Annotated in this window: 20 protein-coding genes; 9 read left to right on the top strand and 11 right to left on the bottom strand. The window is 50.1% G+C overall.

Going from position 1 to position 23,396, the window contains the following annotated elements; all coding sequences use genetic code 11:
- Nucleotides 1-31: 31 nt before the first annotated feature.
- The 3 genes from allE to allD all read right to left on the bottom strand — a co-directional run bounded on the left by allE (nt 32) and on the right by allD (nt 3,301).
- Nucleotides 32-817 (bottom strand): (S)-ureidoglycine aminohydrolase, encoded by a 786-nt coding sequence (allE, locus tag AC3ISQ_RS16470; protein ID WP_489348223.1) that lies wholly within the window; start codon nt 815-817, stop codon nt 32-34.
- 53 nt (nt 818-870) lie between these two features.
- Nucleotides 871-2,118, bottom strand: a complete 1,248-nt coding sequence (gene allC, locus AC3ISQ_RS16465; RefSeq protein WP_489348221.1) for an allantoate deiminase — start codon at nt 2,116-2,118, stop codon at nt 871-873.
- A gap of 133 nt (nt 2,119-2,251) precedes the next feature.
- Nucleotides 2,252-3,301, bottom strand: a complete 1,050-nt coding sequence (gene allD / locus AC3ISQ_RS16460; protein ID WP_489348219.1) for an ureidoglycolate dehydrogenase — start codon at nt 3,299-3,301, stop codon at nt 2,252-2,254.
- 351 nt (nt 3,302-3,652) lie between these two features.
- On the opposite strand from allD, the gene AC3ISQ_RS16455 reads away from it, so the two are divergent.
- The 5 genes from AC3ISQ_RS16455 to AC3ISQ_RS16435 all read left to right on the top strand — a co-directional run bounded on the left by AC3ISQ_RS16455 (nt 3,653) and on the right by AC3ISQ_RS16435 (nt 9,853).
- Nucleotides 3,653-5,320: an acyl-CoA synthetase FdrA gene (locus AC3ISQ_RS16455; protein WP_489348217.1), complete on the top strand. Its 1,668-nt coding sequence runs from the start codon at nt 3,653-3,655 to the stop codon at nt 5,318-5,320.
- Between the two features lie 10 nt (nt 5,321-5,330).
- Nucleotides 5,331-6,596: a YlbE family protein gene (locus AC3ISQ_RS16450; RefSeq protein ID WP_489348215.1), complete on the top strand. Its 1,266-nt coding sequence runs from the start codon at nt 5,331-5,333 to the stop codon at nt 6,594-6,596.
- A 34-nt stretch (nt 6,597-6,630) separates the two neighbouring features.
- Nucleotides 6,631-7,446, top strand: a complete 816-nt coding sequence (locus AC3ISQ_RS16445) for an oxamate carbamoyltransferase subunit AllH family protein (RefSeq protein ID WP_489348213.1) — start codon at nt 6,631-6,633, stop codon at nt 7,444-7,446.
- 45 nt (nt 7,447-7,491) lie between these two features.
- Complete coding sequence (locus AC3ISQ_RS16440) at nt 7,492-8,394, top strand: carbamate kinase (RefSeq protein WP_489348211.1); 903 nt, start codon at nt 7,492-7,494, stop codon at nt 8,392-8,394.
- A gap of 235 nt (nt 8,395-8,629) precedes the next feature.
- Entirely contained in the window at nt 8,630-9,853 is a 1,224-nt protein-coding gene (locus AC3ISQ_RS16435; RefSeq protein WP_489348209.1) for an MFS transporter, read from the top strand.
- Nucleotides 9,854-9,889: 36 nt separating this feature from the next.
- Here AC3ISQ_RS16435 and AC3ISQ_RS16430 read toward each other — a convergent pair whose 3' ends face one another.
- The 3 genes from AC3ISQ_RS16430 to tesA form a co-directional block, all read right to left on the bottom strand.
- A complete protein-coding gene (locus tag AC3ISQ_RS16430) occupies nt 9,890-10,744 on the bottom strand; it encodes a tetratricopeptide repeat protein (RefSeq protein WP_489348208.1) in 855 nt (284 codons plus the stop codon).
- A 75-nt stretch (nt 10,745-10,819) separates the two neighbouring features.
- Nucleotides 10,820-11,596, bottom strand: coding sequence for an SDR family oxidoreductase (locus AC3ISQ_RS16425; protein ID WP_489348206.1), 777 nt, complete (start codon nt 11,594-11,596; stop codon nt 10,820-10,822).
- 26 nt (nt 11,597-11,622) lie between these two features.
- Complete coding sequence (gene tesA, locus AC3ISQ_RS16420; protein WP_489353341.1) at nt 11,623-12,261, bottom strand: multifunctional acyl-CoA thioesterase I/protease I/lysophospholipase L1; 639 nt, start codon at nt 12,259-12,261, stop codon at nt 11,623-11,625.
- On the opposite strand from tesA, the gene ybbA reads away from it, so the two are divergent.
- Nucleotides 12,232-12,918, top strand: a complete 687-nt coding sequence (gene ybbA, locus AC3ISQ_RS16415; protein ID WP_489348205.1) for a putative ABC transporter ATP-binding protein YbbA — start codon at nt 12,232-12,234, stop codon at nt 12,916-12,918. The two genes, tesA and ybbA, sit on opposite strands and share 30 nt — an antisense overlap.
- Nucleotides 12,915-15,350, top strand: a complete 2,436-nt coding sequence (gene ybbP, locus AC3ISQ_RS16410) for a putative ABC transporter permease subunit YbbP (RefSeq protein ID WP_489348203.1) — start codon at nt 12,915-12,917, stop codon at nt 15,348-15,350. Before ybbA ends, ybbP begins: the two co-directional genes overlap by 4 nt.
- A gap of 27 nt (nt 15,351-15,377) precedes the next feature.
- Here ybbP and AC3ISQ_RS16405 read toward each other — a convergent pair whose 3' ends face one another.
- Nucleotides 15,378-16,082, bottom strand: coding sequence for a helix-turn-helix transcriptional regulator (locus AC3ISQ_RS16405; RefSeq protein WP_489348201.1), 705 nt, complete (start codon nt 16,080-16,082; stop codon nt 15,378-15,380).
- 309 nt (nt 16,083-16,391) lie between these two features.
- Between AC3ISQ_RS16405 and AC3ISQ_RS16400 the strand changes: the two genes are divergently transcribed.
- Complete coding sequence (locus tag AC3ISQ_RS16400; RefSeq protein ID WP_489348199.1) at nt 16,392-18,707, top strand: glycosyl hydrolase family 18 protein; 2,316 nt, start codon at nt 16,392-16,394, stop codon at nt 18,705-18,707.
- Nucleotides 18,708-18,755: 48 nt separating this feature from the next.
- On the opposite strand, the gene purK is transcribed toward AC3ISQ_RS16400, so the two are convergent.
- The 4 genes from purK to ppiB form a co-directional block, all read right to left on the bottom strand.
- Complete coding sequence (gene purK, locus AC3ISQ_RS16395; protein ID WP_489348197.1) at nt 18,756-19,820, bottom strand: 5-(carboxyamino)imidazole ribonucleotide synthase; 1,065 nt, start codon at nt 19,818-19,820, stop codon at nt 18,756-18,758.
- A complete protein-coding gene (gene purE, locus AC3ISQ_RS16390; protein WP_489348195.1) occupies nt 19,817-20,341 on the bottom strand; it encodes a 5-(carboxyamino)imidazole ribonucleotide mutase in 525 nt (174 codons plus the stop codon). The genes purK and purE overlap by 4 nt, the downstream gene beginning before the upstream one ends.
- Before the next feature lie 159 nt (nt 20,342-20,500).
- A complete protein-coding gene (locus AC3ISQ_RS16385) occupies nt 20,501-21,223 on the bottom strand; it encodes a UDP-2,3-diacylglucosamine diphosphatase (protein WP_489353339.1) in 723 nt (240 codons plus the stop codon).
- Nucleotides 21,224-21,233: 10 nt separating this feature from the next.
- Nucleotides 21,234-21,728, bottom strand: a complete 495-nt coding sequence (gene ppiB / locus AC3ISQ_RS16380) for a peptidylprolyl isomerase B (protein WP_489348194.1) — start codon at nt 21,726-21,728, stop codon at nt 21,234-21,236.
- Nucleotides 21,729-21,914: 186 nt separating this feature from the next.
- Between ppiB and cysS the strand changes: the two genes are divergently transcribed.
- Nucleotides 21,915-23,300: a cysteine--tRNA ligase gene (gene cysS / locus AC3ISQ_RS16375; protein WP_489348193.1), complete on the top strand. Its 1,386-nt coding sequence runs from the start codon at nt 21,915-21,917 to the stop codon at nt 23,298-23,300.
- The last annotated feature ends 96 nt before the right edge of the window (nt 23,301-23,396 follow it).

Raw genomic sequence — 23,396 nt, 5'->3', positions numbered from 1 at the left:
CCTTAATCAAATCAGTTCAGTTATCGACGAATCAAATATCTACATCGCGGTGGCAATCTTTGGAATAAATATAGCTGAATTCTTCTTGCCCAACGCCATAACCCGCCTGCGGAACATAGGCGGCCATAAAGATATAATCCCCTTTCTTCACCGGCACCCAAGTATTATCCAAGTTATAAACCCCGGCACCGCTGAGGATATAAGCCCCATGCTCCTGCACGTGAGTTTCGACATAACCATGGCTAGCACCTGGTTTGAATGAAAGAATGTGCATGTTCATATCAAAGCCAAGTTCTTTTGGCAGCAGATCCAGCAGGATCACATCGCTCATACCTTCGTAGTGGATCTTTTCCAGTTTATTGACGTTATTGCACACCACATGAGCTTGATGTCCGGCAGTTGGCTGATAACGACGCTTGTACAGGAACAGTTTGCTGCTTTGGCCTGCGTTGTTATTTTCAAATCGCATCAACACCCCAGCCGGGCAATACAGATAACCACCTTGGGTCAGTTGATAGCTCTCTGTGCCTGCGCTGGCGGTAATGTTACCTTCAATCACATAAACAAAGGTTTCAATCTCTTCGCCACCAAACCCTTGGCGATTACCGCCGTCCTGATGCAGTGTCACCAAATAATCAACAAAGCTAGCACCAAGTTTTGGGGTCGATAAAATAGTGATATCACAGTTTTCAAAACCAGGGATAAGATTACGTACCAACCCGTCCGGTGTAATTAATGCGTAGTTGTCACGCTTGATAATAGAACGTGAAGAAAGAATATCTGCTGGATAGCCGATCTGATTATTAATGTAGCCCATGTTAATTCTCCTAAATTCAGTTTTGCGCGTCAGACGTCTGTTGCGCGATAAGTTCAGCGCCAGTCTGGTTGTTCCAAATAGGCTAATTGATAAAGGGTATGCGCGAGGATCTTAACCCCTTCGCATAAATCACTGACCGCAGTACGTTCTGCCGGATTGTGGCTAATGCCGCCAATACTGGGAACGAACAGCATCACTGTGGGTATCTGTGGCGCAAAAATTTGTGAATCATGGCCTGCGCCGCTGTGCATCAAGCGGGCGTTAAGGCGATGAGCTTCACACAACTGAGATACACCTTGCACCAATCGTTTATCCATCGGAATGGGGGCTTCGTCCATCCACAGATCAATCGCCACCTGAATCCCCATTTCGTGACCTATTCTCTGGATATCAGCTTCAAGCTGCTGAGTAAAACGTTGCAAAATGGCAGCATCAGTATGGCGACAATCAATGGTGAACTGTGTCATGCCCGGTACGACGTTAACCGTATTGGGACGTGGTTCTACCTTGCCAAAAGTTAGCACCAGCGGATCGCCTTCGGCTCGTGCCTTGGCGAGAGATTCACAACAGATACGGCTGAAGGCTTCTACCGTATCTTTGCGATAACTCATTGGCGTAGTGCCCGCATGGTTGGCTTCTCCGGTCAGCGTTACACCATAGCGACGTTGACCGACGATGCTAGTGACCACACCGATGGTTTGCCCTTCGGTTTCCAGCACTTTGCCTTGCTCAATATGCAATTCAACAAAGGCGGCGATGTCCTGACGTGCTGGTTGACTCTCTTCACTTGGGGTAAAACCGGCTTTCTGCATCGCGTCGATAAAGTTGACACCTTTAACATCGCAAATTTCACTGACATCCGATTTCTTTGCCTGACCGAGCACGTTTTTACTACCCCAGAAGACATAAGGGAAGCGACTACCTTCCTCTTCTGCTAGCGAAATAACTTCCAGGGTACGTAAGGGTTGACCATAAGTGTCGCGTAGATAACGGATGGCGATAAAGGCGGCTTCAATTCCCCATTGTCCATCGAGATTACCACCGTTAACCACGGTATCAATGTGCGAGCCGGACATGATCACTTCTGCGGGATATTTACTGCCTATGAGCTGGCCTGAGAGATTGCCAACAGCGTCAAAACTGGCGCGGAGCCCCTCGGCTTCAAACGCTTGTTTTAATGCCTGTTGAGCGGCTTGCCATTCGGGGGTATAGAGTAGGCGAGTCATGCCCCCTGAGGGATCACGGCCAAATGCCGATAACCATTGTGAAGAAGCAATAACTTCCTGTTCGAAAGATTTCATTTTCCGTGTTCCAATTAAATAAATGCTTCATTGAAATATACCCGCCATACTTCAAGCTGCCTCGATACAACTCGAATTATTTTGGGTATAGACGGCTATTATTTATTGTTAATAGCCGATGAAAATATTCCGGTTAGCTGGCGAAAGGGCTTTTATTATCATAAGAACGCTGGAAGATATCATCTGAAATAAGGTACTGATATATTTCATCGACAATCTCTATGCCATTTTTCGCACTCTCTATTTCACGTGAGTGGCTACCTTGCCCCGGATACAGGACTTTTTTAACGCCAGGTGCAGGTTTGGTGGCATTAAGTTCCTGCATCACTTGGCTAATATTTTTGCGGAACATCTCTTCATTAGTGAAATAACTCGGGTTCAGCACGATATGCAATTGCCCCAGTTCTCTGCCTGCGCTCAGATCGTGATACATCGAACTGACATGTTTGCCAAACGGTAAACCGAGCAGCACGCCAGAAAGAATATCTACCATCATCATCAAGCCGTAACCCTTTGGCCCGGCAATCGGCAGTAACCCACTGACAGCAAAAGGATCGGTGGTATTGTTACCTTCTTTATCTACTGCCCAAGTGTCAGGGATTGGCACGTTACGCGAGCGGGCATCCAGCACTTTGCCCCAAGCTTGTACGGTGGTCGCCATGTCAAACGTGACAATCTCATCCCCTTCGGCAGGGGCTGAAAAGGCGATAGGGTTAGTGCCGTAATAAACTTCGGCGCCGCCGTAAGGAACGACCATAGGATCGGATTGACATAGAGAAATACCGACCATGCCAGCACGTGCGGCTTGCTGCACAAAATAAGAGAGGGCGCCGCTGTGCCCGATACGCCGCACACCGACCACTGCGACACCGTTCTCTTTGGCCATTTCAATGGCATGATCCATACTCAGTTTGGCGGCAACGTGCCCTGCACCGTTGTCACCGTCGAAAACCGCGCTGCAAGGGCCAGTTTTCTCAAACGTGAAATTGGGGTGGTTATTGGTGCCGCCTTTGCTGATACGTTCTGAATAATATTCTACCCGTACTGCGCCGTGGGAGTGGATACCGCGTGCATCGGCATGTGCCAGCACATCAGCGACAATCCCTGCATGTTCCTGACTTAATCCGGCAGCATGAATTTTATTTTGAATGAGCTGATGTAGTTGTGCTTTGGTAACTTTCATACTGAGTCCTTTTTGTTACTACGGTTTAAAAACCACCTCTGGTGGCTAATGTATAAGCCCGTAGAAAAAATTATGTGATCTAGATAGGGTTTGTTTTATTGGCTGAAATTTTCATTGAATGTGGTATCGATTATTAGAAAAATTCAAATGACACCACAAGCAAGAACAAGAAAATTATCTTAATCATGCAGTGATTAAATGAGAGTTTTTAACAATAAATAAACTGTGATCACACTCACCGTTGCGAGGGGGATTTATTTGTAGTTTGAGCGTCAATATTTATCACTGGTATTTAATTGCTAAATGACTAGCGAGATAAAATATCAGAGACTGTGTAATAAGGACATCACTATGATCCATGCATTTATAAAAAAGGGCAGTTTTCAGGATTCTGTCAGCCTGATGCTGATTTCTCGCAAGCTCAGTGACTCTCCTAATGTTGAAGAAATTTCGGTGATGATGGGGACTCCGGCTAATAAATCGTTGTTGGAGGTCACCGGGTTCTGGCATGAACAATTTAATGAAGCGACGCCGAATGATATTTGTGTGGCGATCAAAACCGAAACTGCCGACGCCGGTATTACCGCAGAAATCAGCGAACTGCTGGATGCGGCGCTAAAAGCGATTGCTCAGGGGCAGCAGGGCGGGAAAACGTTACATAAAGCGCGGAGCTGGCGCAGTGCGCAAGCAAAACAGCCAGAGGCCAATTTGGTCTTGATCTCGATTGCCGGTGAATACGCTGCTGGGTTGGCGGATCAGGCGTTGGATGCGGGTTGTAATGTGATGATGTTCTCGGACAACGTCAGTGTGGAACAAGAACGCGCATTGAAAACCAAGGCCAGAGCCAATGGGCTGATTGTGATGGGACCCGATTGTGGCACCACCAATATCGCTGGCGCACCGCTGGCGTTTGCCAATAAAACACCACCAGGGGTGATTGGTGTTATTGGGGCTTCTGGCACCGGTATTCAGGAATTGACCTCACAAATCACGCTGGCCGGGCAAGGGATCACTCACGCCATCGGGCTGGGAGGGCGCGATCTTAGTGCAGAGATTGGCGGGATTAGCGCCCTAACGGCATTACAGATGTTGGCCGCCGATCCACAGAGCTTGGTATTGGCGTTCGTTTCTAAGCCCCCGGCTCCACAAGTGCGTCAGCAAGTGATTGCTGCCATGAAAACGCTGGGCAAGCCTGTGGTGGCGTTGTTCCTTGGTGCCAAAGCGGCAACCCGGCAAGACGGTAATATTTATTTTGCCGATACGTTGGATGAAGCCGCGCGTTTGGCGGCGATGTTAGGGCAAGTGCAGCAAGCGGCATTACAGCAACCCGGCGTTGAAGGTGGTGCCATTGCAGGCCTGTATGCCGGAGGTACGCTGGCGGCAGAATGCGCGATGTTACTGGCGGAACGTCTGCACCTTCCACTGGATGCCGAACATCCGCATGGGCAGATGTTGTCGGCCAATGGGCATCGGATCATTGATATGGGTGACGATTTTTATACTCAAGGGCGCCCGCACCCGATGATCGATCCTACCGCCCGTAATCAGGAAATTGCCAATTTGGCACAGCAGCCGCAGATCGGCGTGTTATTGCTTGACGTCGTGATTGGTTTTGGCGCGCAGCAAGATCCTGCCGCGTCGTTAGCACAAGAAGTGCAGCGGCTGCGTGAGAAACGCGGCAATGCACATCCTTTAGCCGTGATCGCCACCGTCACCGGCACCGAGCAAGATCCACAGAACCGTAGCCAACAGATAGCGACGCTGACTGAGGCGGGTATTGCGGTAATGCCTTCCTTACCCGCAGCCGTGCTACTGGCGCATCAATTGATCTCAGCACCTCCGTTGGTTAAAGAGTTGCCGGTTTCCGAGTTGTTAGCGGGGGTTTCGGTGATTAACGCCGGGTTACGCAGCTTCGCTGACGATCTGCAAACCAATGATATTCCTGTGGTGCATTACCAGTGGGCGCCTGTCGCCGGTGGTAATCAGCGATTAGCCAATATTTTGAAAAAATTGAATTAAGGGACTGACTATGTACGCAACGATTGAACAAGCCAACGCCGCCGTTATCGCTCGTATCCGTGAAGCACGGCCACATTGGCAGGGTGTTGAACTGGCTAAAAATCTGATCCCACAATTGACGCAGGGGCGCAAGTTGCTGCATGCCGGTCCGCCAGTCACTTGGGCTGAAATGAGTGGACCTGTGCGTGGTGCTTGCATTGGTGCCTGCCTATTTGAGCAGTGGGCAGTCGATGAACAACAGGCGTTGGCGCTGTTGGAGCAGGGCGAAATTGAATTTATTCCGTGCCATAACGTGAGTGCAGTTGGCCCGATGGGCGGGATCACTTCGGCCAATATGCCGATGGTGGTGGTCAAGAATACGGTTCACGGCAACACCGCTTACTGCAACCTCAACGAAGGTATCGGCAAGGTGATGCGTTTTGGTGCCTTCGGTCCTGATGTCCAAGCGCGTTTGTGTTGGATGCGTGATGTATTGGCGCCAGTGCTGAAAGAAGTCTTGACCGACATGGAAGGCGGCATCGATCTGACCGCCATTATGGCGCAAGCGATCACCATGGGGGATGAATTCCACCAGCGTAATATTGCCGCCTCAGCCTTGTTGATGCGTTTGTTGGCACCGAAGATCAGTTTGCTGGAGCGTGATAAAGCCGAATTGGCCAAAGTGCTGCAGTTCCTCAGCATTACCGACCAATTCTTCCTGAACTTGGCAATGGCTTACTGCAAAGCGGCTATGGATGCCGGTGCTGAAATTCAGCAAGGCACCATCGTGACGGTCATGACCCGTAACGGTAAAAACTTCGGCGTCAAAATCAGTGGTATGGGCGATCAATGGTTTACTGCACCGGTCAACATGCCGGAAGGTCTGTTCTTCTCCGGTTTCAGCCAAGCGGATGCCAACCCTGATATTGGCGACAGTGCGATTACTGAAACCTTCGGTATCGGCGGTGCAGCCATGGTGGCGGCTCCTGGCGTCACACGTTTTGTCGGCGCGGCGGGGGGAATGAGTGCCGCGGTAGAAATTTCCGAAGAAATGGCGGAAATCTATCTGGAACGCAACATGATGTTGCAGATCCCAACCTGGGATTTCCAAGGGGCTTGTATTGGGCTGGATGCGCGTCGGGTGGTTGAAACCGGCATTACCCCGCTGATTAACACCGGTATTGCCCACCGTGAAGCCGGTGTGGGGCAGATCGGTGCCGGTACTGTACGGGCTCCGCTGGGGTGCTTTGAAAAAGCGATCGAAGCACTGGCGGATAAATTGGGTATCAGCGCCTAATCCACTCTGCAAGTGGATGGACGTGGGAGGTGGGATGAATATTCAGGCATTAACGGTCAGCCTCCATGCCAGCCAGGATTATGGTCAGTTGCGTTGTGTGGGTCGCTTTAACAATGCGATCAACTTCCTCACTCATCATCAACAGTTACTGACGTTACATCGCACTGGGCGTGGTTTGAGCCCAGTGGGATGGGAAATTGATGATGCTGATTTTGACGATGTCTTCGACACCTTACTGACGACTGAACACGGGCAATTGACGCCAACGGGTATTGAACTGGGCGAATTGCGCATTCAGCCGTGCAACCCTTTGCTCAACCTGACACTCACCACGCAAGGTGAAATAGCGCTATCGCCATTGCAGACGGTGTTAGGCCCACAAGCGGCACGTACCGGGTTGTTTGGGCGTCTTGGTTATCTGATTGAGTATTCAGCAAATAGTGAAGTGAGGGAGTTGCAACAGACCTTTGCCCGCTGGTTACAAGGGGAAGGGGGAGATTGGCGTTCTATGCTGGGCAAAGGTCCGGGGTTGACACCAAGCAATGACGACACGCTACTTGGCATGTTGTTGGTCGCGCATCTCGATAGCCGAGTGGATGTGCTGGCATTACCTCCTTTTTTTGAAAGTCAGGTCGAGCTTAATGCATTGACGACCTTGATCAGTGCCAATTATTTGCATTATGCCGTACAGGGTATTTTCGCTACTCCGTTGCACACTTTAGCGAGTGGGCTATTGGAACCCTCGCTATTACCGCAGGCGGTACAGGCACTGTTACAGGTCGGGCATTTTTCTGGTGCAGATACTTTGTTGGGTGTCTGGCTGGGCACGCAGGCGATCAATCTGCGATAAACATTAATCAGCATGCCAAACAGGCATTTTTAGATAGGTATTGAAATGGAAACTTTAGTTATTGCCTTGGGGGGGAATGCCCTATTGCAACGTGGTGAGCCGCTGTCTGCTGAAAATCAATATAAAAGCATTGCCTTGATCGCGGACAGTATTGGGCAACTAGCGAAAAAGTATCGTATTGCCATCGTGCATGGCAATGGCCCACAAGTGGGGTTGTTAGCGTTGCAAAACCTAGCCTACCGTGACGTGTCACCTTATCCACTGGATATTCTGGTGGCCGAAAGTCAGGGCATGATTGGCTATATGTTGGCACAGCAATTGGGCGCATTTCATCCTAGCCAACCCGTGTCCACATTGCTTACTCGTGTGTTAGTGGACAGCCAAGATCCTGCTTATCAACAACCCAGCAAATTTATTGGACCGGTTTATGAGCCGCAGATGCAACGGGAGTTGGAGCAGAAATACGGTTGGAGCATGAAACTGGATGGGAAATATCTGCGCCGTGTGGTTCCTTCACCAGAACCTAAAAAGATTATCGATATTGAAGCGATCAATCTGTTGTTAGCCAAAAACCACATTGTGATTTGCAATGGTGGTGGTGGCGTTCCAATGGTGAACAGTGCTGAAGGGATGGTCGGTAGCGAAGCTGTTATCGACAAAGATCTGGCCTCTGCGTTGCTGGCTGAGGCATTGGAAGCGGATCACTTGGTGATCCTCACTGATGCGGATGCGATTTATCAGCATTGGGGAACCCCACAGCAAAAAGCTATTCGCTCGGCCAGCGTACAAGAGTTAGCACCAATGGCGGTGGCTGATGGGGCTATGGGGCCAAAAATTATGGCGGTCAGCCGTTTTGTGCGACGTAGCGGGAAAGTGGCTCATATCGGTGCGTTAAAAGATATTGAATCGGTTCTGGCGGGGACTGCAGGTACATCGATTACGCCGTAACTATACCCGTCATACTTGAAGCTGCATCTTTGTTGGCTGCTCTTGCTCACCCGAATCACTTACTGGCGTAAGCTCATCGGGATTATGAGCTTCGTTCCTCAGCTCACCCTTCGGGCCAGCGCAAGCGCTGTTCAAATCGGTCTGACGACCAATTTGTCTTTCAATTGCCGCCTTGATGCAACTCCAATTATTTAGGGTATAGCTATTAGAATGGATTCAACTGAGGGAATAGAATATGCAGGCGACTAAAAAAGAAGTTATCCCCTATTGGGTTAAAACCGTCATTATCTTTTTCCTCGGTTGGGTGGTTATTTATGCCGGACGTTCGGTGCTTAGCCCCATAATGCCGCAGATCCAAAATGAATTTGGCCTGTCCAAAAGCCATTTAGGTTTGATCAGTAGTCTGTTTTTTTTGACCTACACCATTTTGCAAGTACCCGCTGGACTGTTGGGCGATCGTCTGGGTAGAAAACGCATTTTGGTCAGCGGGTTTATGTTGTTTGCACTGTTTATCGCATCGGTCAGTATCTCCGCTAATTTTTTGATCTTCATTGTGTTATGGATGCTGACCGGAGCGGCGCAAGGGGTTTATTATGGCCCGCAGTATGCCCTCTCGTCTGAGACGATCCCCAAGAAATGGATTACGCTGGGGAGCGCGGTGATCGGCAGTGGAATGTCGTTCGGTATCGCCATGGGCTATTATCTTTCCAGTATTATGATCGAGCAATTTCATGCCTCATGGAAAATGCCATTTCTGGCGATGGCGATCCCGGTATTCATTGTTGCGCTGTTAATGCTGTTCTTTATTCGAGAGAAAGCCCCGCAAGATTCAGCGAATAACCTAGCGTCGACAGCGCAAAAAAGTGAGTTCAATTTTTGGGATTTGTTTAAAAATCGCAATTTATTGATGGCGTATATCACTATCTTTTGTTCGATCTACGGCTTCTTTGTGATCATTACTTGGTTGCCTTATTACCTGCAAAAAGAACGAGGGATGGACATTGTACATGCCGCCAGCATCGCCTCGATAGTGCCGTGGATTTCAGTACTGGGTACTTTGATTTGCAGTTATATCTCCGACAAATTAGGCCGTAGAAAGCAGGTGGTACTTTGCATGCTGCCGTTCTCATTATTGGCGATCTTCGGCATCGTTTATTCAACCAGTGAAGCCGCGTTGATTGCGGTGCTGGTGTTATACGGTTTTATCGGCAAAATCAGCCTCAACCCAGTATTGATCGCGCTGGTGGCGGATAATGCGCCACGTGCGGCATTGAGCACCGCTTTTGGGCTTTATAACTTCTTTGGTATGGCGGCTTCGATCTTTGCGCCTTATGTGACAGGCTTTATTGCCGACAGCACTGGCTCGTTGAATGCGGGATTTTATTTCGCCGCCATGATTACCGTGGTGGGCTTTATCGCCATGCTGTTTGTCAAAGAGGGAAAAGTAGCGGTGAGTTGAAAGTAGGGCGCAATGGCGAGTTGCGCCCTTAATACATCAATACAGTAAAGAATATAACTGACGGCGATACTTGGCGGCCAGTGCATCACCGGTGCCGAGTGCGGCGAGGATGTCTTGCAGTGTTTTACGTGCATTACCATTGGCAGCCGAGAGATCTTTCTTCAAATGCCCCATCAGCAATTCCAACGCTTCTTCGTTACGCCCCACCTGATGCAGTTGTAATGCTAACTGTACCGCGAGCTCAACGTTTTCCGGTTGTTGCTGAATTTGCTGCTGCAATTGCTGAATTTCTGGCGTGTCGGCAGCTTGTTTCAACAAATCGATCTGCGCGACCAAACCTTGGTAACGCGTATCGCGGTCTTGCAATGGGATGGTGGCCAGCGTCGCTTCGGCATCTTCGGATTTGTTCAGTGCAATCTGCGCTTGCGCCAGACTCAAACCGATATCGCCACGCTGGTTGCTGAGCTGCCAAGCTTCTTTCAACAACGGCAACGCTTCTGCGGCATTGCCTGCTTGTAACAGTTCAGTGGCTTGCGTCAATTTCACGTCTTCTGGTTTTGGCAGAAAACGTTGCAGCAAGTCGCGGATCATTTCTTCTGGTTGTGGCCCTTGGAAACCATCCACCGGTTGACCGTCTTTGAACAGATAAACGGTCGGGATAGAACGTAAGCCAAATTGAGACGCGATCGCCTGCTCGGTGTCGCAATCGAGCTTAGCTAGCACGAACTGACCGACATATTCGGCGGCTAATTTTTCCAGCACCGGGCCGAGTTGTTGGCAGTGCTGGCTGCGTTCTGACCAGAAGTAAAACAGCACTGGAACGGACATCGATTGTTCCAGCGTCTGATGCAGGTTTGTTTCGTTAATATTGACGACGGATTGAGCTAGCATAATTTCTCTCTGATCTTGCGGCTATAGATTGCCATATGCGGGCGGCGGCGAGCGTTATCAACCCTCGCGCCTTAATTAACCGTTACTGCGTAACACCCAGTCCAGTGCGCGCCCCGGCAAAATGCGGCGCAACAAACCTAGCGCATGTGCCAGTAATGTCACTGGATAACGCAGCTTAGCGCGTGGGCTTTCCAGCGCGTGGCGTAGTTTGGGCAGTACGGCTTCTGGTGGTAGCGTCAGCCGTTTGGCGATCCCAGGATTGTGCACCGGTTTATCGCTTTGAGTCTGGTTCACGTTCTGGGTGAAATGGGTGGTCAGCGGGCCGGGTTCTATTAGGCTGACTTGAATGCCGGTACCGTGCAACTCCATACGCAGCGCATCAGACCAAGCTTCTAATGCGAATTTGCTGGCGGCATAAGCCCCACGGCCTGCGCTGGAAACCAGCCCCATCACCGAACTGGTTTGGATAATGCGGCCTTCGCCATGTGGCAACATCGCTGGCAGCAGCAATTGGGTCAGTTGATGGGTACCGAACAGATTGGTGGCAAATTGCTTTTCCAACTGGGCGCGTGAAATGCCGATGAGCGGGCCATACATTCCGAACCCGCCGTTGTTGAACAGGCCATACAAACGGCCACCGGTCATTTCGATCACCTGCGCAGCGGCGCGTTCGACGCTGTCGCTATCGTCCAGATCCAGCTCGAGGCTTTCTAGGCCAAATTGGCGCATATTTTCGACATCTTGTGGTTTACGACAGGCGGCAATAACGCGATAGCCACGATTACGCAGATCTTGTGCCGCAATTAAACCAATCCCGCTGGAACAGCCGGTAATTAATACTGCTTTTTGCATAACTTTACCTAGTCGACGGGTCTTATTTAGTTAGACTCATGTTTTACTAACGGTTCCAGACGTTCCGCCATCCAAGTGGCAATAAACGGTTGGGCGCTTTGATTCGGGTGCAAACCGTCATCCTGCATCCATTCCGGCTTGACTGCGACCTGTTCCATATAAAACGGCAGCAGCGGAATGTTGAACTGTTTGGCAAGCGTTGGGTAAACCGCGCTGAATGCCTCAGTATAACGGCGACCATAGTTCGGTGGGATGTGGATCTGCATCAGCAGCGGCTGAGCATTTGCTTGCTGCACCAGAGTGATGACCTGAGCCAAATCGCGTTGCATATCTGGTGCGGGGAAGCCGCGTAAACCGTCGTTAGCGCCGAGTTCAATTAATACCCAACGCGGTTGGTGCTGTTTTAATAATTCTGGCAGACGAGCCAACCCTTGAGCGACGGTATCCCCGCTGATACTGGCATTGACCACTTGAGGGTCGCCAGTCTGTTTTTGCCATTGGTTAGCCAGCAGTGTTGGCCAGGCTTGCGCTTCCGGCAAGCGATAACCGGCACTTAAACTGTCGCCTAGAATCAATAAGGTATCGGCGGCGACAGCACGTAAACTGAATAATCCCAACAATAAAAGGAAGGGAAGATGCCAGCGGAAAACGTTCTTGAAGTTCATCATCTTAGTAAACACGTTGGTCAGGGTGAGCATCAGCTTACCATCCTTACCGGAGTTGAGCTGGTTGTCAAACCTGCGCAGACCATCGCATTGATCGGCGAATCCGGTTCGGGCAAGTCAACGTTGCTGGGTATTTTGGCCGGTTTGGACGATGGCAGCGAGGGTGATGTGCATCTGTTAGGGCAATCGCTCAATGCGCTGGATGAAGAAGGGCGCGCAGCGCTGCGTGCGAAAAATGTGGGGTTCGTGTTCCAGTCGTTCATGTTAGTGCCGACGCTAAACGCTTTGGAAAACGTACAGTTACCGGCGTTGCTGCGCGGTGAAAGCGAGCGTCAGAGCCGTGAACAGGCGGTGCAGCTGTTAGAACAATTGGGTTTGGGTAAGCGCTTGAGCCATCTACCCGCTCAACTCTCCGGCGGTGAACAGCAACGTGTGGCATTGGCGCGTGCTTTTAGCGGCCGACCACGCATCTTGTTTGCCGATGAACCGACCGGCAATCTCGATCGCCAAACCGGTGAACGGATTGTCGATCAGTTGTTCTCCCTCAACCGAGATTTTGCTACCACGTTGATTCTGGTGACTCACGATGAAACCCTAGCGGCACGTTGCCAACGTCGGTTGCGCTTGCGTGAAGGCAAGCTGTGGGAGGAAGCATGATTTGGCGCTGGTTTTGGCGCGAATGGCGCTCACCTTCGCTGCTGATTGTCTGGCTGGCGTTGACGCTCTCCGTCGCTTGCGTGTTGGCCTTGGGCAGCATCAGCGATCGTATGAATCAAGGGTTGAACCAACAAAGCCGTGATTTCATTGCTGGCGATCGCGTGTTGCGTACCGCGCGAGCAGTGCCAGACGGCTGGATTTTAGATGCCGAGCAGCAGGAGCTGAAGGTGAGCCGCCAGCTATCGTTCACCACCATGACCTACGCGGGTGATCGTCCACAGTTGGCCGAAGTGAAAGCCACTGATTTAGCCTATCCGCTGTACGGCAAGCTGGAAACACGCCCTGCCAACATCAAATTGGAGCCGGGTTCGGTATTAGTTGCGCCGCGTTTGTTGGCGCTGCTGGACGTGAAGGTGGGGGATAATCTCGACGTCGGTGATACCACCTTGCGTATTGCTGGTGAGATTATCCAAGAGCCGGACGCTAGCTTCAACCCGTTCCAGACCGCGCCGCGCATCATGATCAATCTGGCCGATGTGGATAAAACTGGCGCCGTACAACCGGGCAGTCGTCTGTCTTATCGCTATATGTTTGCTGGTTCACCAGAAAATATTCAGCGTTATGAGGAACGTTTGCTACCACAGCTTACGCCTGAGCAGCGTTGGCTTGGCGCGCAAGATTCTAATAATACGCTGGGCAAATCATTACAACGTTCACAACAGTTCCTACTGATGTCAGCCTTGCTGACGTTGTTGCTGTCGATCGCAGCTGTTGCCGTGGCAATGAGCCATTACTGCCGCAGTCGTTACGATCTGATCGCGGTGCTGAAAACCTTGGGCGCGGGGCGACAAGCGCTACGTAAGTTGATCGTAGGTCAGTGGTTGGCGGTGTTATTGCTGGCTGCGGTGTGCGGCAGTGTCATCGGCTTGGGGCTTGAAGCGGTGCTGGTTCGTCTGTTGGCTCCGGTACTACCGGGTGAGCTGCCATCTGCGGGGGCTTGGCCGTGGTTGTGGGCGATGGGCGCATTGCTGATGATTTCGTTGCTAGTAGGGCTACGGCCTTATCGTCAGTTACTTGCTACCCAGCCACTGCGTGTTTTACGGCGTGACGTGGTCGCCAATGTTTGGCCGCTGCGTTATTTCCTGCCAGCGGCGGTGCTGATTGTTGTGCTCCTGTTGGTCGGATTAATGGGCGCCAGTACTTTGCTGTGGGCGATCCTCGGTGGCATCGTGGTGTTGGCGTTATTGTTGGGCGGTATTGGCTGGGGGAGTTTGCTGTTACTGCGCCGTATCACGCTGAAAAATTTGGCATTGCGGCTGGCGGTCAATCGCCTGCTACATCAACCTTGGGTGACGGTCAGCCAACTGGCGGCATTTTCGTTGTCGTTTATGCTGCTGGCATTGTTATTGGTGATGCGTGGCGATCTGCTTGATCGTTGGCAACAACAGTTACCACCGGATTCACCTAACTATTTCCTGCTTAACATGACTGAAGCGCAGGTGCCGCAGGTGAAAACCTTCCTCCAGCAACATCAATTGCGTGAAGAAACCTTCTACCCGATCGTGCGTATGCGGCTGACAAAGATTAACCAGCAAATCGCAACCGAACGAGTTAAAGAGGAGGAGCCGGGCGGCGAAGCGGTTAACCGTGAGCTGAATCTGACTTGGCAGAACGGTTTGCCCGATCACAATCCACTGACCGCAGGTAACGGAGCGCCACACGCCGGTGAAGTCTCGATAGATGAAGGTTTAGCCGAGCGCTTGAAGATCAAATTGGGTGATACGCTGACCTTTACTGGTGATACGCAATCGATCGAAGCTAAAGTCACCAGTCTGCGTAAGGTGGATTGGGAAAGCATGAAACCGAACTTTTACTTCATCTTCCCACCGAAGGCGTTAGACGGCCAGCCGCAAACTTGGCTTACCAGCTTCCGTTACCAAGGTGAGGGTAATGCATTGACACAACTCAACCGTCAGTTCCCAACGCTGAGTTTGCTGGATATTGGCGCGATACTGAAACAGGCCAGTGGCGTGTTGCAGCAGGTGAGCCGAGCGCTGGAAGTGATGGTGGTGCTGGTGGTGGTTTGCGGTGGTTTATTGTTGATGGCACAGATTCAGGTCGGGATGCGTCAGCGGCGACAGGAGCTGGTGGTCTACCGCACCTTAGGTGCCGGTAAACGCCTATTACGCAATACGCTGTGGTGTGAGTTTGCGTTGTTGGGATTTGTCGCTGGCATCGCTGCCGCTGTCGGCGCAGAAGCTGCATTATGGTTGTTGCAGGTGAAAGTGTTCGACTTCCCGTGGCAACCGACGCCATTGCTGTGGTGGGCGTTGCCGCTACTAAGTGCGTTGTTGCTTTCACTGTGTGGCGGTTGGTTGGGTGTTCGGCTGTTACGCGGACAGGCGTTATTTAAAAGTTACTCTGAGTCCTGATAATCAGCCGGTAGTGTAAGCTACCGGCTATATCAACCCTAATTTAGTGGCTTGATGTACCATTTGGATACGATTGCTGGAGAGTAATTTCTTGCTGCAATTATTCAAATGGAATACGACGGTTCTCTCACTGATCCCTAATATTTTACTGGCTTCCCAAGCGGTTTTCCCTTGGGAGATCCATTTCAAGCAATCCAATTCACGGTGAGTCAGTGCGGCTTTTTCTTGGTTTTGACAAAAATAATGATTGTTGAATAACATCATTTGATTGAGCTGTTTTAAGTGGATTGACATGCCGCCGAATAGTTGTAAATGTTCTTTATTATTAAACTTGATATTATTCTTGCTTGAAATAGCTAGCAAGCTTGCATTTCTTTTTGTAAATGGGCTGGCAATAGCATAGGTATGCTTAATACCACAATTCCTAGCTATGGTTGAATAAATGTCATCATTATCATCATGGTTCCATATAATGGGGCTAAGCCCTTCGCGAGATTGAATGATAATGGGATCTTTCTTGTAGAGTTCACTTTCAATGTAAATGTTTGTCCACTGTTCACTAAACCCATTCAATGCATGACAATAATCAAAACTATCCGTTGGAAAAACACAATAAACATAATAATCAAAGCCTAGTGAAGAAAGCCAAGACTTTACTTCGTCGATATATTTTTTCGGTATCACTCGCTCACTGATAGGCGTAATTTCAAGACTGGTTTTTTTCGCACTCATAGATCCTGCTAGTAGTTTTAAACCTTAAGCTTAGCTTTATTGTTGTTCGGGTTTTTGTCAATATTAATAACGTGGGTAAATTACCTGTCACTTCTGACAGGGGGCATGAAAAATTACATTGATATGATGTTTGTTATTGTTTTTTTATATGAATTAAAAAAACAACTCTACTGGAGTTATCTGGTTTTATCGACATACTTTCTTATGCGTAAATTGATAAGTTCCATTTATTTATGTGCAGCTTGATTGACACTTGTCAATTAACATTGACAGCACATTGCTATCACGCGTTTCCATGAGGAAAATAATATGACTAATATTACCAAACCTGATAATGCTACTGACAAATCGTATGTTAATGATGGTTTTATTCCAGCAAGAGAAACGCAAAAACTGAGTTATACGGCGGCGCGAGTCGCTAATCCACTGTATAACCATTATCCCAAAGAAGGGAAGCCTAAAGTATTTGGTTATTATACCGACTGGTCACAATATGATGGGCGTTTGACTAATCCCGAATGCTCGCCAGCTGATCGTGGCCGTGGTGTTAATCTGGCACTGTTGGATCCGACGGCATTCGATAAAATTATTATTGGTTTTGCCGGTATTCTGGGTGATATGGGGGCGAAGTCTAAGGCTATATCCTCCGCTGCTCCCTATTTTGCTCGTTCAAAACCCGGTGAAGTGACTTTTTTAGATTATTGGGGGGATTGTCAGGCCTTCGTCAATAATGGTTTTCCCAGCTGGAAAGATATCCCGATGCCGCAGGATTTTCAGCAAGACAAAGTTCAAGGTGTGCTGGGTGGATTTCGTAAAAAACAAGCAGAAGCTCGAGCCGTTGGGCATAACCTGATCTTGTCGTTCAGTATTGGCGGTTGGACCATGAGTAATGGTTTTTACCATACGGCTCGTGATCCTCAGAGACGAGCTAATTTCTGCCTCAGTGTGGTGGATTTACTCAAACGTTTTCCGATGTTTACCGAGCTGGATCTGGACTGGGAATATCCAGGTGCACCGGGTAATGGTAATCCTCACGCACCGGATGATTGGTTATATTATAAGCAGTTGATCACGGAACTGAGAGCCAAATTAGCGGGAGCATATTTGGATCATGTGAAGATCAGTATTGCCACTTCTGCCGATCCGGTGGTAATGGCTTTGGCAAATATACCTGAGTTAATTAAGGCTGGGGTTTCGGGGATTAACCTGATGACCTACGATTTCTTTGGTACTCCGTGGGCTCAGAAACTTAATCACCATACCAACTTGAAAAGCAGCAGTGAAACCACATTTAGCGTTGAGGCTGCAGTCAATTACCTGATAGATGAACTGAAAGTGAATCCTGGCAATATTAATATTGGTTATGCCGGTTATACCCGTAATGCACGTAATGCCAATATTGTTAGTGAATCGCCGCTCAGTGGCACTTATGTTCCTCAACCCGAATTGGGAACCACTACCGGTAGTTTCGAGTCTGGTACTACAGAATGGTATGACATTCTCTATAACTACCTAGATCTTAATACTCAAGCGGGTAAAAATGGTTTTTCGCTGTATACCGATGAAAAGGCTGATGCCGATTATCTGTATAACCCAGAATCTCAGTTGTTCATGTCGCTGGATACCCCTCGTACAGCTAAAGCTAAGGGCGCTTATGCACTCGACAAAGGGTTGGGTGGAGTGTTTACTTGGACGGTAGATCAAGACAATGGTCTGCTGGTCAACGCGGTGCGTGAAGGGCTGGGGAGTAAAGCCACGACCCCTCTGGCGGTTGATATGACACCTTTCTATTTTAAAGGGGTGAATGTCAGACCATCGCCGATCGATCAGCCCCCGGTAGCGCTAGTCTCAGGGCCGACAAATCCGGTTCAGCCCGGAGAACTACTGACTTATAGCGGGGCACCGTCGTTTGATCCGGAAGGCAACCCATTGACTTATCACTGGGTTGCGGCAACTGGGCTGGAAGTCATTGGCGCTTTGAATAATGTGACCATTCAAGTCAAAACACCGACTAGCAATCCGGCGTCAACCTATACCTTATCGTTAACGGTATCTGACGGTAAGCAAAGCAATACCAAAAATCATGTCATTCAGGTAGCGGGGGGGCAAAACTTGCCGCCAGTGGTGACAATTACTGGGCCAATACAGGTGAATAGTGGTGCTGCGGCAACCTTATCGGGGAGTCAATCGTATGACCCTGAAGGTTTTGCGCTAAATTACTTCTGGGAAGTGCCCGCGGGTGTCTCTGTGGATTCACTAAACAATGCGGTGATTAACTTTACTGCACCGACGCTGAGTAGTGATATCACTTTGAACTTTACACTCACCGCAACGGATATTCTTGGTTTGAGAACCTCTAAATCGCACAGCGTAGTGGTGAAAGCCGTGACTCTTTATCCGATTTGGGAAGCGACCAAAGCATATAATGCGGGGGATAGAGTTTCTTGGGATGGACACAACTGGGAAGCTAACTGGTGGAATCAAGGGGTTAAACCGGGTACCGAGGAAGAACCTGGCAAAGGGGCCTACCCGTGGAAACAACTAGATGATGCCGGGAATGGTTCGTGGCCGCCAACCGATCAGTGTGGGCATTTGGGACGTAACCCAGGTCGTGGACGTATTTAAGGAATAAACCCACATCCCCTGTACGTGCAGGGGATGTGAGTTTTGGTTTTACAGTTTGCTTTGCGCCCAGACCAAACCACTCTGATATTCAGGCGGCAACATCGGCGCTAGCGTTTGCAGCGCTTGTTGCAATGCACAAGCCTCTGGATCGTTCAGGTTCAAATGCCCAACCTTACGGCCTTCCCGCACTTCCTTCTCATACCAATGCAAATGTACTAGCGGCAGCGAGAGCCATTGCAGATTCACTGCGGTGCCGATCAGGTTCACCATCACCGAAGGGGTATTCACCACTGGCGTTGGTAGCGGCAGACCGAGAATGGCACGCAGATGCAGTTCGAACTGGTTGATCGACGCCCCGTTTTGTGTCCAGTGACCACTGTTGTGAACACGTGGCGCTAATTCGTTGATCAACAAACGATCGCCAACGATAAAGCATTCCATCGCCATCACGCCGACGTAATTCAATTCGTTGAGGATGGCACTGAGCATCTGCTGCGCCTGCTGTTGCAACGCGGGATTGGGGTGCGGCAACGCCACGCTGGTACGCAGAATGCCGTCTTCGTGCAGATTGTGAGTCAGCGGATAAAACACCGATTGACCATCGTGCCCACGGGCACCAACCAGCGAGACTTCACCAGAGAAATTAATCCCTTGCTCGACAATACATTCACCGTAGGCGTCTGCGGGTAATTCAGATTCTTGCCCTGGGCGTAAGCGCCATTGCCCACGACCATCGTAACCCCCGACACGACGTTTGACGATCGCCAGTTCACCCAGCTTATCAAACGCCTGTGGCCATTCGCTGGTATCGGCCAGTAATTGCCATGGCGCGGTGGCTAGCTTGAGTTGATCCAACAGTTGTTTTTGCGTCAGGCGATCGGCCAAACGGGGGAAAATATCACGGTTAACGAAACTGTTATGGGTTGCCAACTCACGTGTTAACGCGGTTTCTGGCCAGCGTTCGATTTCGGCGGTGATCACGCTGTTTTGATAAGGCACTGCTTCTGGTTCGGCGTCGAGACCTATGGGATAGACCGCGATACCTAAGGGTTCGCCAGCCTGACGCAACATACGCCCTAACTGACCATTGCCCAGTACGCAAACCGGTTTCATGCTTCCTCCCGCGGGTCCGGGTTATTCAATACCTCATCGGTCTGCGCCTGACGCCAAGCCGCCAAACGCTGTGCCAGCGCGGGATCGTGCAAGGCTAATATTTGCGCAGCCAGCAATCCGGCGTTAGCGGCACCAGCTTTACCGATGGCCAATGTGCCTACTGGGATACCGCGTGGCATTTGCACGATGGAATACAGGCTATCAACCCCGCTTAACGCCGCACTTTGCACTGGTACACCTAGAACGGGAACTAGCGTTTTTGCTGCCAACATCCCCGGCAGATGCGCAGCACCACCGGCACCGGCAATAATCACATCAAAACCCTTCGTGCTGGCCTGTTCGGCGAAGCTGAAGAGTTTGTCTGGCGTGCGGTGGGCTGAAACGACTTCAACATGGAAGGGGACGGCAAGCTCGGTCAGGACGTCAGCCGCAAACTGCATGGTGGCCCAGTCACTTTTTGAACCCATTACGATGGCGATTTTCACCGCAGCATTGGTGGCTGAGGCAGCGTTGGCTCCCATGGGGTAAGGCTCCTGTGATTGTAAAGCGTTGGCCCGTTGCGCTGTCGTATTAACGTCGTGGCAGGCCGGTTCGAGGGCGTAGAGCATATCACGAGTATTCGGCAAGGAAAACGGTTGCGTCGCTGGTTTTGTTGGCTAAAAGAGAACTTTATTGAGGGGTTAGAATGGGAATTCTATCAGCTCGACGGCCTCTGGCGTCACCTTAATCATGGAACCAGAAACGTGCCAAGCACCGAGCACCGCACGATGGGCTTCGCCATTCGGTAAAGTCAGTGGATGTATCGCCGGGCGGTGAGTATGACCGTGGATTATCCATTGCACCTGATAGCGTTGTAGCGCTTGCTCAACTGCCTGTGGATTGACGTCCATAATCGCTTCAGACTTGTATTGGTTACTTTGCTGGCTGCGAGCCCGCATACGGGCGGCAATCTTTAAGCGCCAGCGGAGAGGCAAGGCCAGAAACAGTTTTTGAATCAGTGGATTATGTACTTTTCGGCGGAACTGTTGATAGGCGTGATCGTCAGTGCAGAGTGTGTCGCCATGCAAGATCAAGATCCGGCGGCCATACAGATCAACCACTTGTTCTTCAGGTAACAGAGTCGTACCACTGGCGTGGGCAAAGCGTTTGCCAACCAAAAAATCGCGGTTGCCGTGGATGAAATAGCAGGGAACACCGGCTTGTTGCAGCGTTTTTAGTGCGGCAGCAATTTCGGCGTGTAACGGCTCGGGATCGTCGTCACCAATCCAAGCTTCGAAGAGATCGCCAAGAATGTATAATGCGTCGGCGTGGATCGCTTCGCGTTGCAAAAAACGCAGAAAACCGGCAGTGATTGCCGGTTCCTGTGCGCATAAATGCAGATCTGCAATGAACAGAGTGCTCATGCGTTTGCGATTACTCGCTGACGGTAACGCTGGTGACGATAACATCTTCCACCGGCACGTCTTGGTGCATGCCGCTACGACCCGTTTTCACGGCTTTGATCTTGTTAACTACGTCCATGCCTTCAACCACTTCAGCAAATACGCAGTAACCCCAACCTTGGCTGTTTTCAGCGCGGAAGTTCAGGAAGTCGTTATCGGCAACGTTGATGAAGAACTGGGCAGTAGCAGAGTGTGGATCGTTGGTACGCGCCATGGCTAAAGTGCCAATGGTGTTTTTCAGGCCATTGTTGGCTTCGTTTTTGATTTGGTCTTTGGTGTCTTTCTGCTTCATGCCAGGCTCAAAACCGCCGCCTTGGATCATAAAGCCATTGATCACACGGTGGAAAATAGTATTGGTATAGAAACCTTCACGGCAATAGTTCAGGAAGTTTTCAACGGTAACAGGCGCTTTATCGGCATGAGTTTTGATAACGATGTCGCCGTGATTAGTGTGGAAAGTAACCATAATAATGTTCCTAAATAAGTGAAGTGATGAGGCTGATAAATCAGACCGACCTTATAACATATCTCAATTAATGAGTCAGTAACGGTCTAAACCACCGCCTTGACCTTGCATAAACGCCGCCTTCGCGGTTCAATACGAAGATTGTTCATATGACTATCAATATCACGCACACCATGGAATAGCCTGATGCTAAAGATCTTTAATACCCTGAGTCGTCAAAAAGAGGAATTCAAACCCATTCATGCTGGCAAAGTCGGCATGTACGTGTGCGGGGTAACCATCTATGACCTGTGTCATATCGGCCATGGTCGTACCTTTGTCGCTTTCGATGTCGTTGCTCGTTACCTGCGTTACTTGGGGTACGATCTGAACTTCGTGCGTAACGTGACCGATGTGGACGATAAAATCATCCGTCGCGCGGCAGAGAATGGCGAAACTTGCGATCAACTCACTGAGCGCATGTTGGCAGAAATGCATGCTGATTTTGATTCGTTGCTGATCGAGCGCCCGGATCAAGAACCGCGTGCGACTCAGCATATCGCGGAGATTATCGAGATCACTCAGCGTTTGATCTCTCGTAATCATGCCTATGTGGCGAGCAATGGGGACGTGATGTTCTCTATTGATAGCGATCCTCAGTACGGTTTGCTGTCACGTCAGGATCTGGAGCAGTTGCAGGCGGGTGCTCGCGTTGAGATTGATGATGTAAAACGCAATCCGATGGACTTCGTGTTGTGGAAAATGTCCAAACCGGGCGAGCCAAGCTGGCAATCCCCGTGGGGCGCAGGGCGTCCGGGCTGGCATATCGAGTGTTCAGCGATGAACTGCAAACAGCTCGGCACCCATTTCGATATTCACGGTGGTGGCTCGGATTTAATGTTCCCGCACCACGAAAACGAAATCGCGCAGTCTAGCTGTGCGCACGATGGCCCCTACGTCAACTACTGGATGCATTCCGGCATGGTGATGATCGACAGAGAGAAGATGTCGAAGTCGTTGGACAACTTCTTTACCATCCGCGACGTGTTGGGTTATTACGATGCCGAAACCGTGCGTTATTTCCTGATGTCAGGTCACTATCGCAGCCAGTTGAACTACAGCGAAGAGAACTTGAAGCAGGCTCGTACCGCGTTGGAGCGTTTATATACCGCGCTGCGTGGCACCGATATTCACGCTCAGCCTGCTGGTGGTGAAGCTTTTATTGCTCGTTTCCGTGAGGCGATGGACGACGACTTCAATACGCCAGAAGCCTATTCGGTGTTGTTCGATCTGGCGCGTGAAGTGAACCGCCTGAAAACTGAAGACATGGTCAGTGCTAGCGCGTTAGCCGCCGAACTGCGCAAGCTGGCGAAGGTGCTGGGGTTGCTGCAACAGGAACCCGAACAATTCCTGCAAAACGGTGCGCAAGCAGATGACGCTGAAGTGGCGGAAATCGAAGCTTTGATCAAGCAGCGTAATGATGCACGTAAAGCCAAAGATTGGGCGCTGGCGGATGCCGCACGTGATCGCTTGAACGAGATGAATATCGTATTGGAAGATGGTGCACAGGGAACGACCTGGCGTCGCAAGTAATTTTCGATAATGTTTAAAATACCACGGTAAATACTGTGGTATTTTTTTATCCAAATCGTTGCTACATAAAAGATTGATTGGCGTTTCTGCTGGAAT

This window comes from Serratia sp. KH_031, assembly GCF_057839655.1.
Note: the sequence above shows the minus strand (reverse complement) of the source record. Positions and strands in the feature narration are given on the sequence as shown.

What these genes read in the sequence shown, in the direction of transcription:
- allE (WP_489348223.1), bottom strand. Translation starts at nt 817, where the DNA reads ATGGGCTACATTAATAATCAGATCGGCTATCCAGCAGATATTCTTTCT.
- allC (WP_489348221.1), bottom strand. Translation starts at nt 2,118, where the DNA reads ATGAAATCTTTCGAACAGGAAGTTATTGCTTCTTCACAATGGTTATCG.
- allD (WP_489348219.1), bottom strand. Translation starts at nt 3,301, where the DNA reads ATGAAAGTTACCAAAGCACAACTACATCAGCTCATTCAAAATAAAATT.
- AC3ISQ_RS16455 (WP_489348217.1), top strand. Translation starts at nt 3,653, where the DNA reads ATGATCCATGCATTTATAAAAAAGGGCAGTTTTCAGGATTCTGTCAGC.
- AC3ISQ_RS16450 (WP_489348215.1), top strand. Translation starts at nt 5,331, where the DNA reads ATGTACGCAACGATTGAACAAGCCAACGCCGCCGTTATCGCTCGTATC.
- AC3ISQ_RS16445 (WP_489348213.1), top strand. Translation starts at nt 6,631, where the DNA reads ATGAATATTCAGGCATTAACGGTCAGCCTCCATGCCAGCCAGGATTAT.
- AC3ISQ_RS16440 (WP_489348211.1), top strand. Translation starts at nt 7,492, where the DNA reads ATGGAAACTTTAGTTATTGCCTTGGGGGGGAATGCCCTATTGCAACGT.
- AC3ISQ_RS16435 (WP_489348209.1), top strand. Translation starts at nt 8,630, where the DNA reads ATGCAGGCGACTAAAAAAGAAGTTATCCCCTATTGGGTTAAAACCGTC.
- AC3ISQ_RS16430 (WP_489348208.1), bottom strand. Translation starts at nt 10,744, where the DNA reads ATGCTAGCTCAATCCGTCGTCAATATTAACGAAACAAACCTGCATCAG.
- AC3ISQ_RS16425 (WP_489348206.1), bottom strand. Translation starts at nt 11,596, where the DNA reads ATGCAAAAAGCAGTATTAATTACCGGCTGTTCCAGCGGGATTGGTTTA.
- ybbA (WP_489348205.1), top strand. Translation starts at nt 12,232, where the DNA reads ATGCCAGCGGAAAACGTTCTTGAAGTTCATCATCTTAGTAAACACGTT.
- tesA (WP_489353341.1), bottom strand. Translation starts at nt 12,261, where the DNA reads ATGAACTTCAAGAACGTTTTCCGCTGGCATCTTCCCTTCCTTTTATTG.
- ybbP (WP_489348203.1), top strand. Translation starts at nt 12,915, where the DNA reads ATGATTTGGCGCTGGTTTTGGCGCGAATGGCGCTCACCTTCGCTGCTG.
- AC3ISQ_RS16405 (WP_489348201.1), bottom strand. Translation starts at nt 16,082, where the DNA reads ATGAGTGCGAAAAAAACCAGTCTTGAAATTACGCCTATCAGTGAGCGA.
- AC3ISQ_RS16400 (WP_489348199.1), top strand. Translation starts at nt 16,392, where the DNA reads ATGACTAATATTACCAAACCTGATAATGCTACTGACAAATCGTATGTT.
- purK (WP_489348197.1), bottom strand. Translation starts at nt 19,820, where the DNA reads ATGAAACCGGTTTGCGTACTGGGCAATGGTCAGTTAGGGCGTATGTTG.
- purE (WP_489348195.1), bottom strand. Translation starts at nt 20,341, where the DNA reads ATGGGAGCCAACGCTGCCTCAGCCACCAATGCTGCGGTGAAAATCGCC.
- AC3ISQ_RS16385 (WP_489353339.1), bottom strand. Translation starts at nt 21,223, where the DNA reads ATGAGCACTCTGTTCATTGCAGATCTGCATTTATGCGCACAGGAACCG.
- ppiB (WP_489348194.1), bottom strand. Translation starts at nt 21,728, where the DNA reads ATGGTTACTTTCCACACTAATCACGGCGACATCGTTATCAAAACTCAT.
- cysS (WP_489348193.1), top strand. Translation starts at nt 21,915, where the DNA reads ATGCTAAAGATCTTTAATACCCTGAGTCGTCAAAAAGAGGAATTCAAA.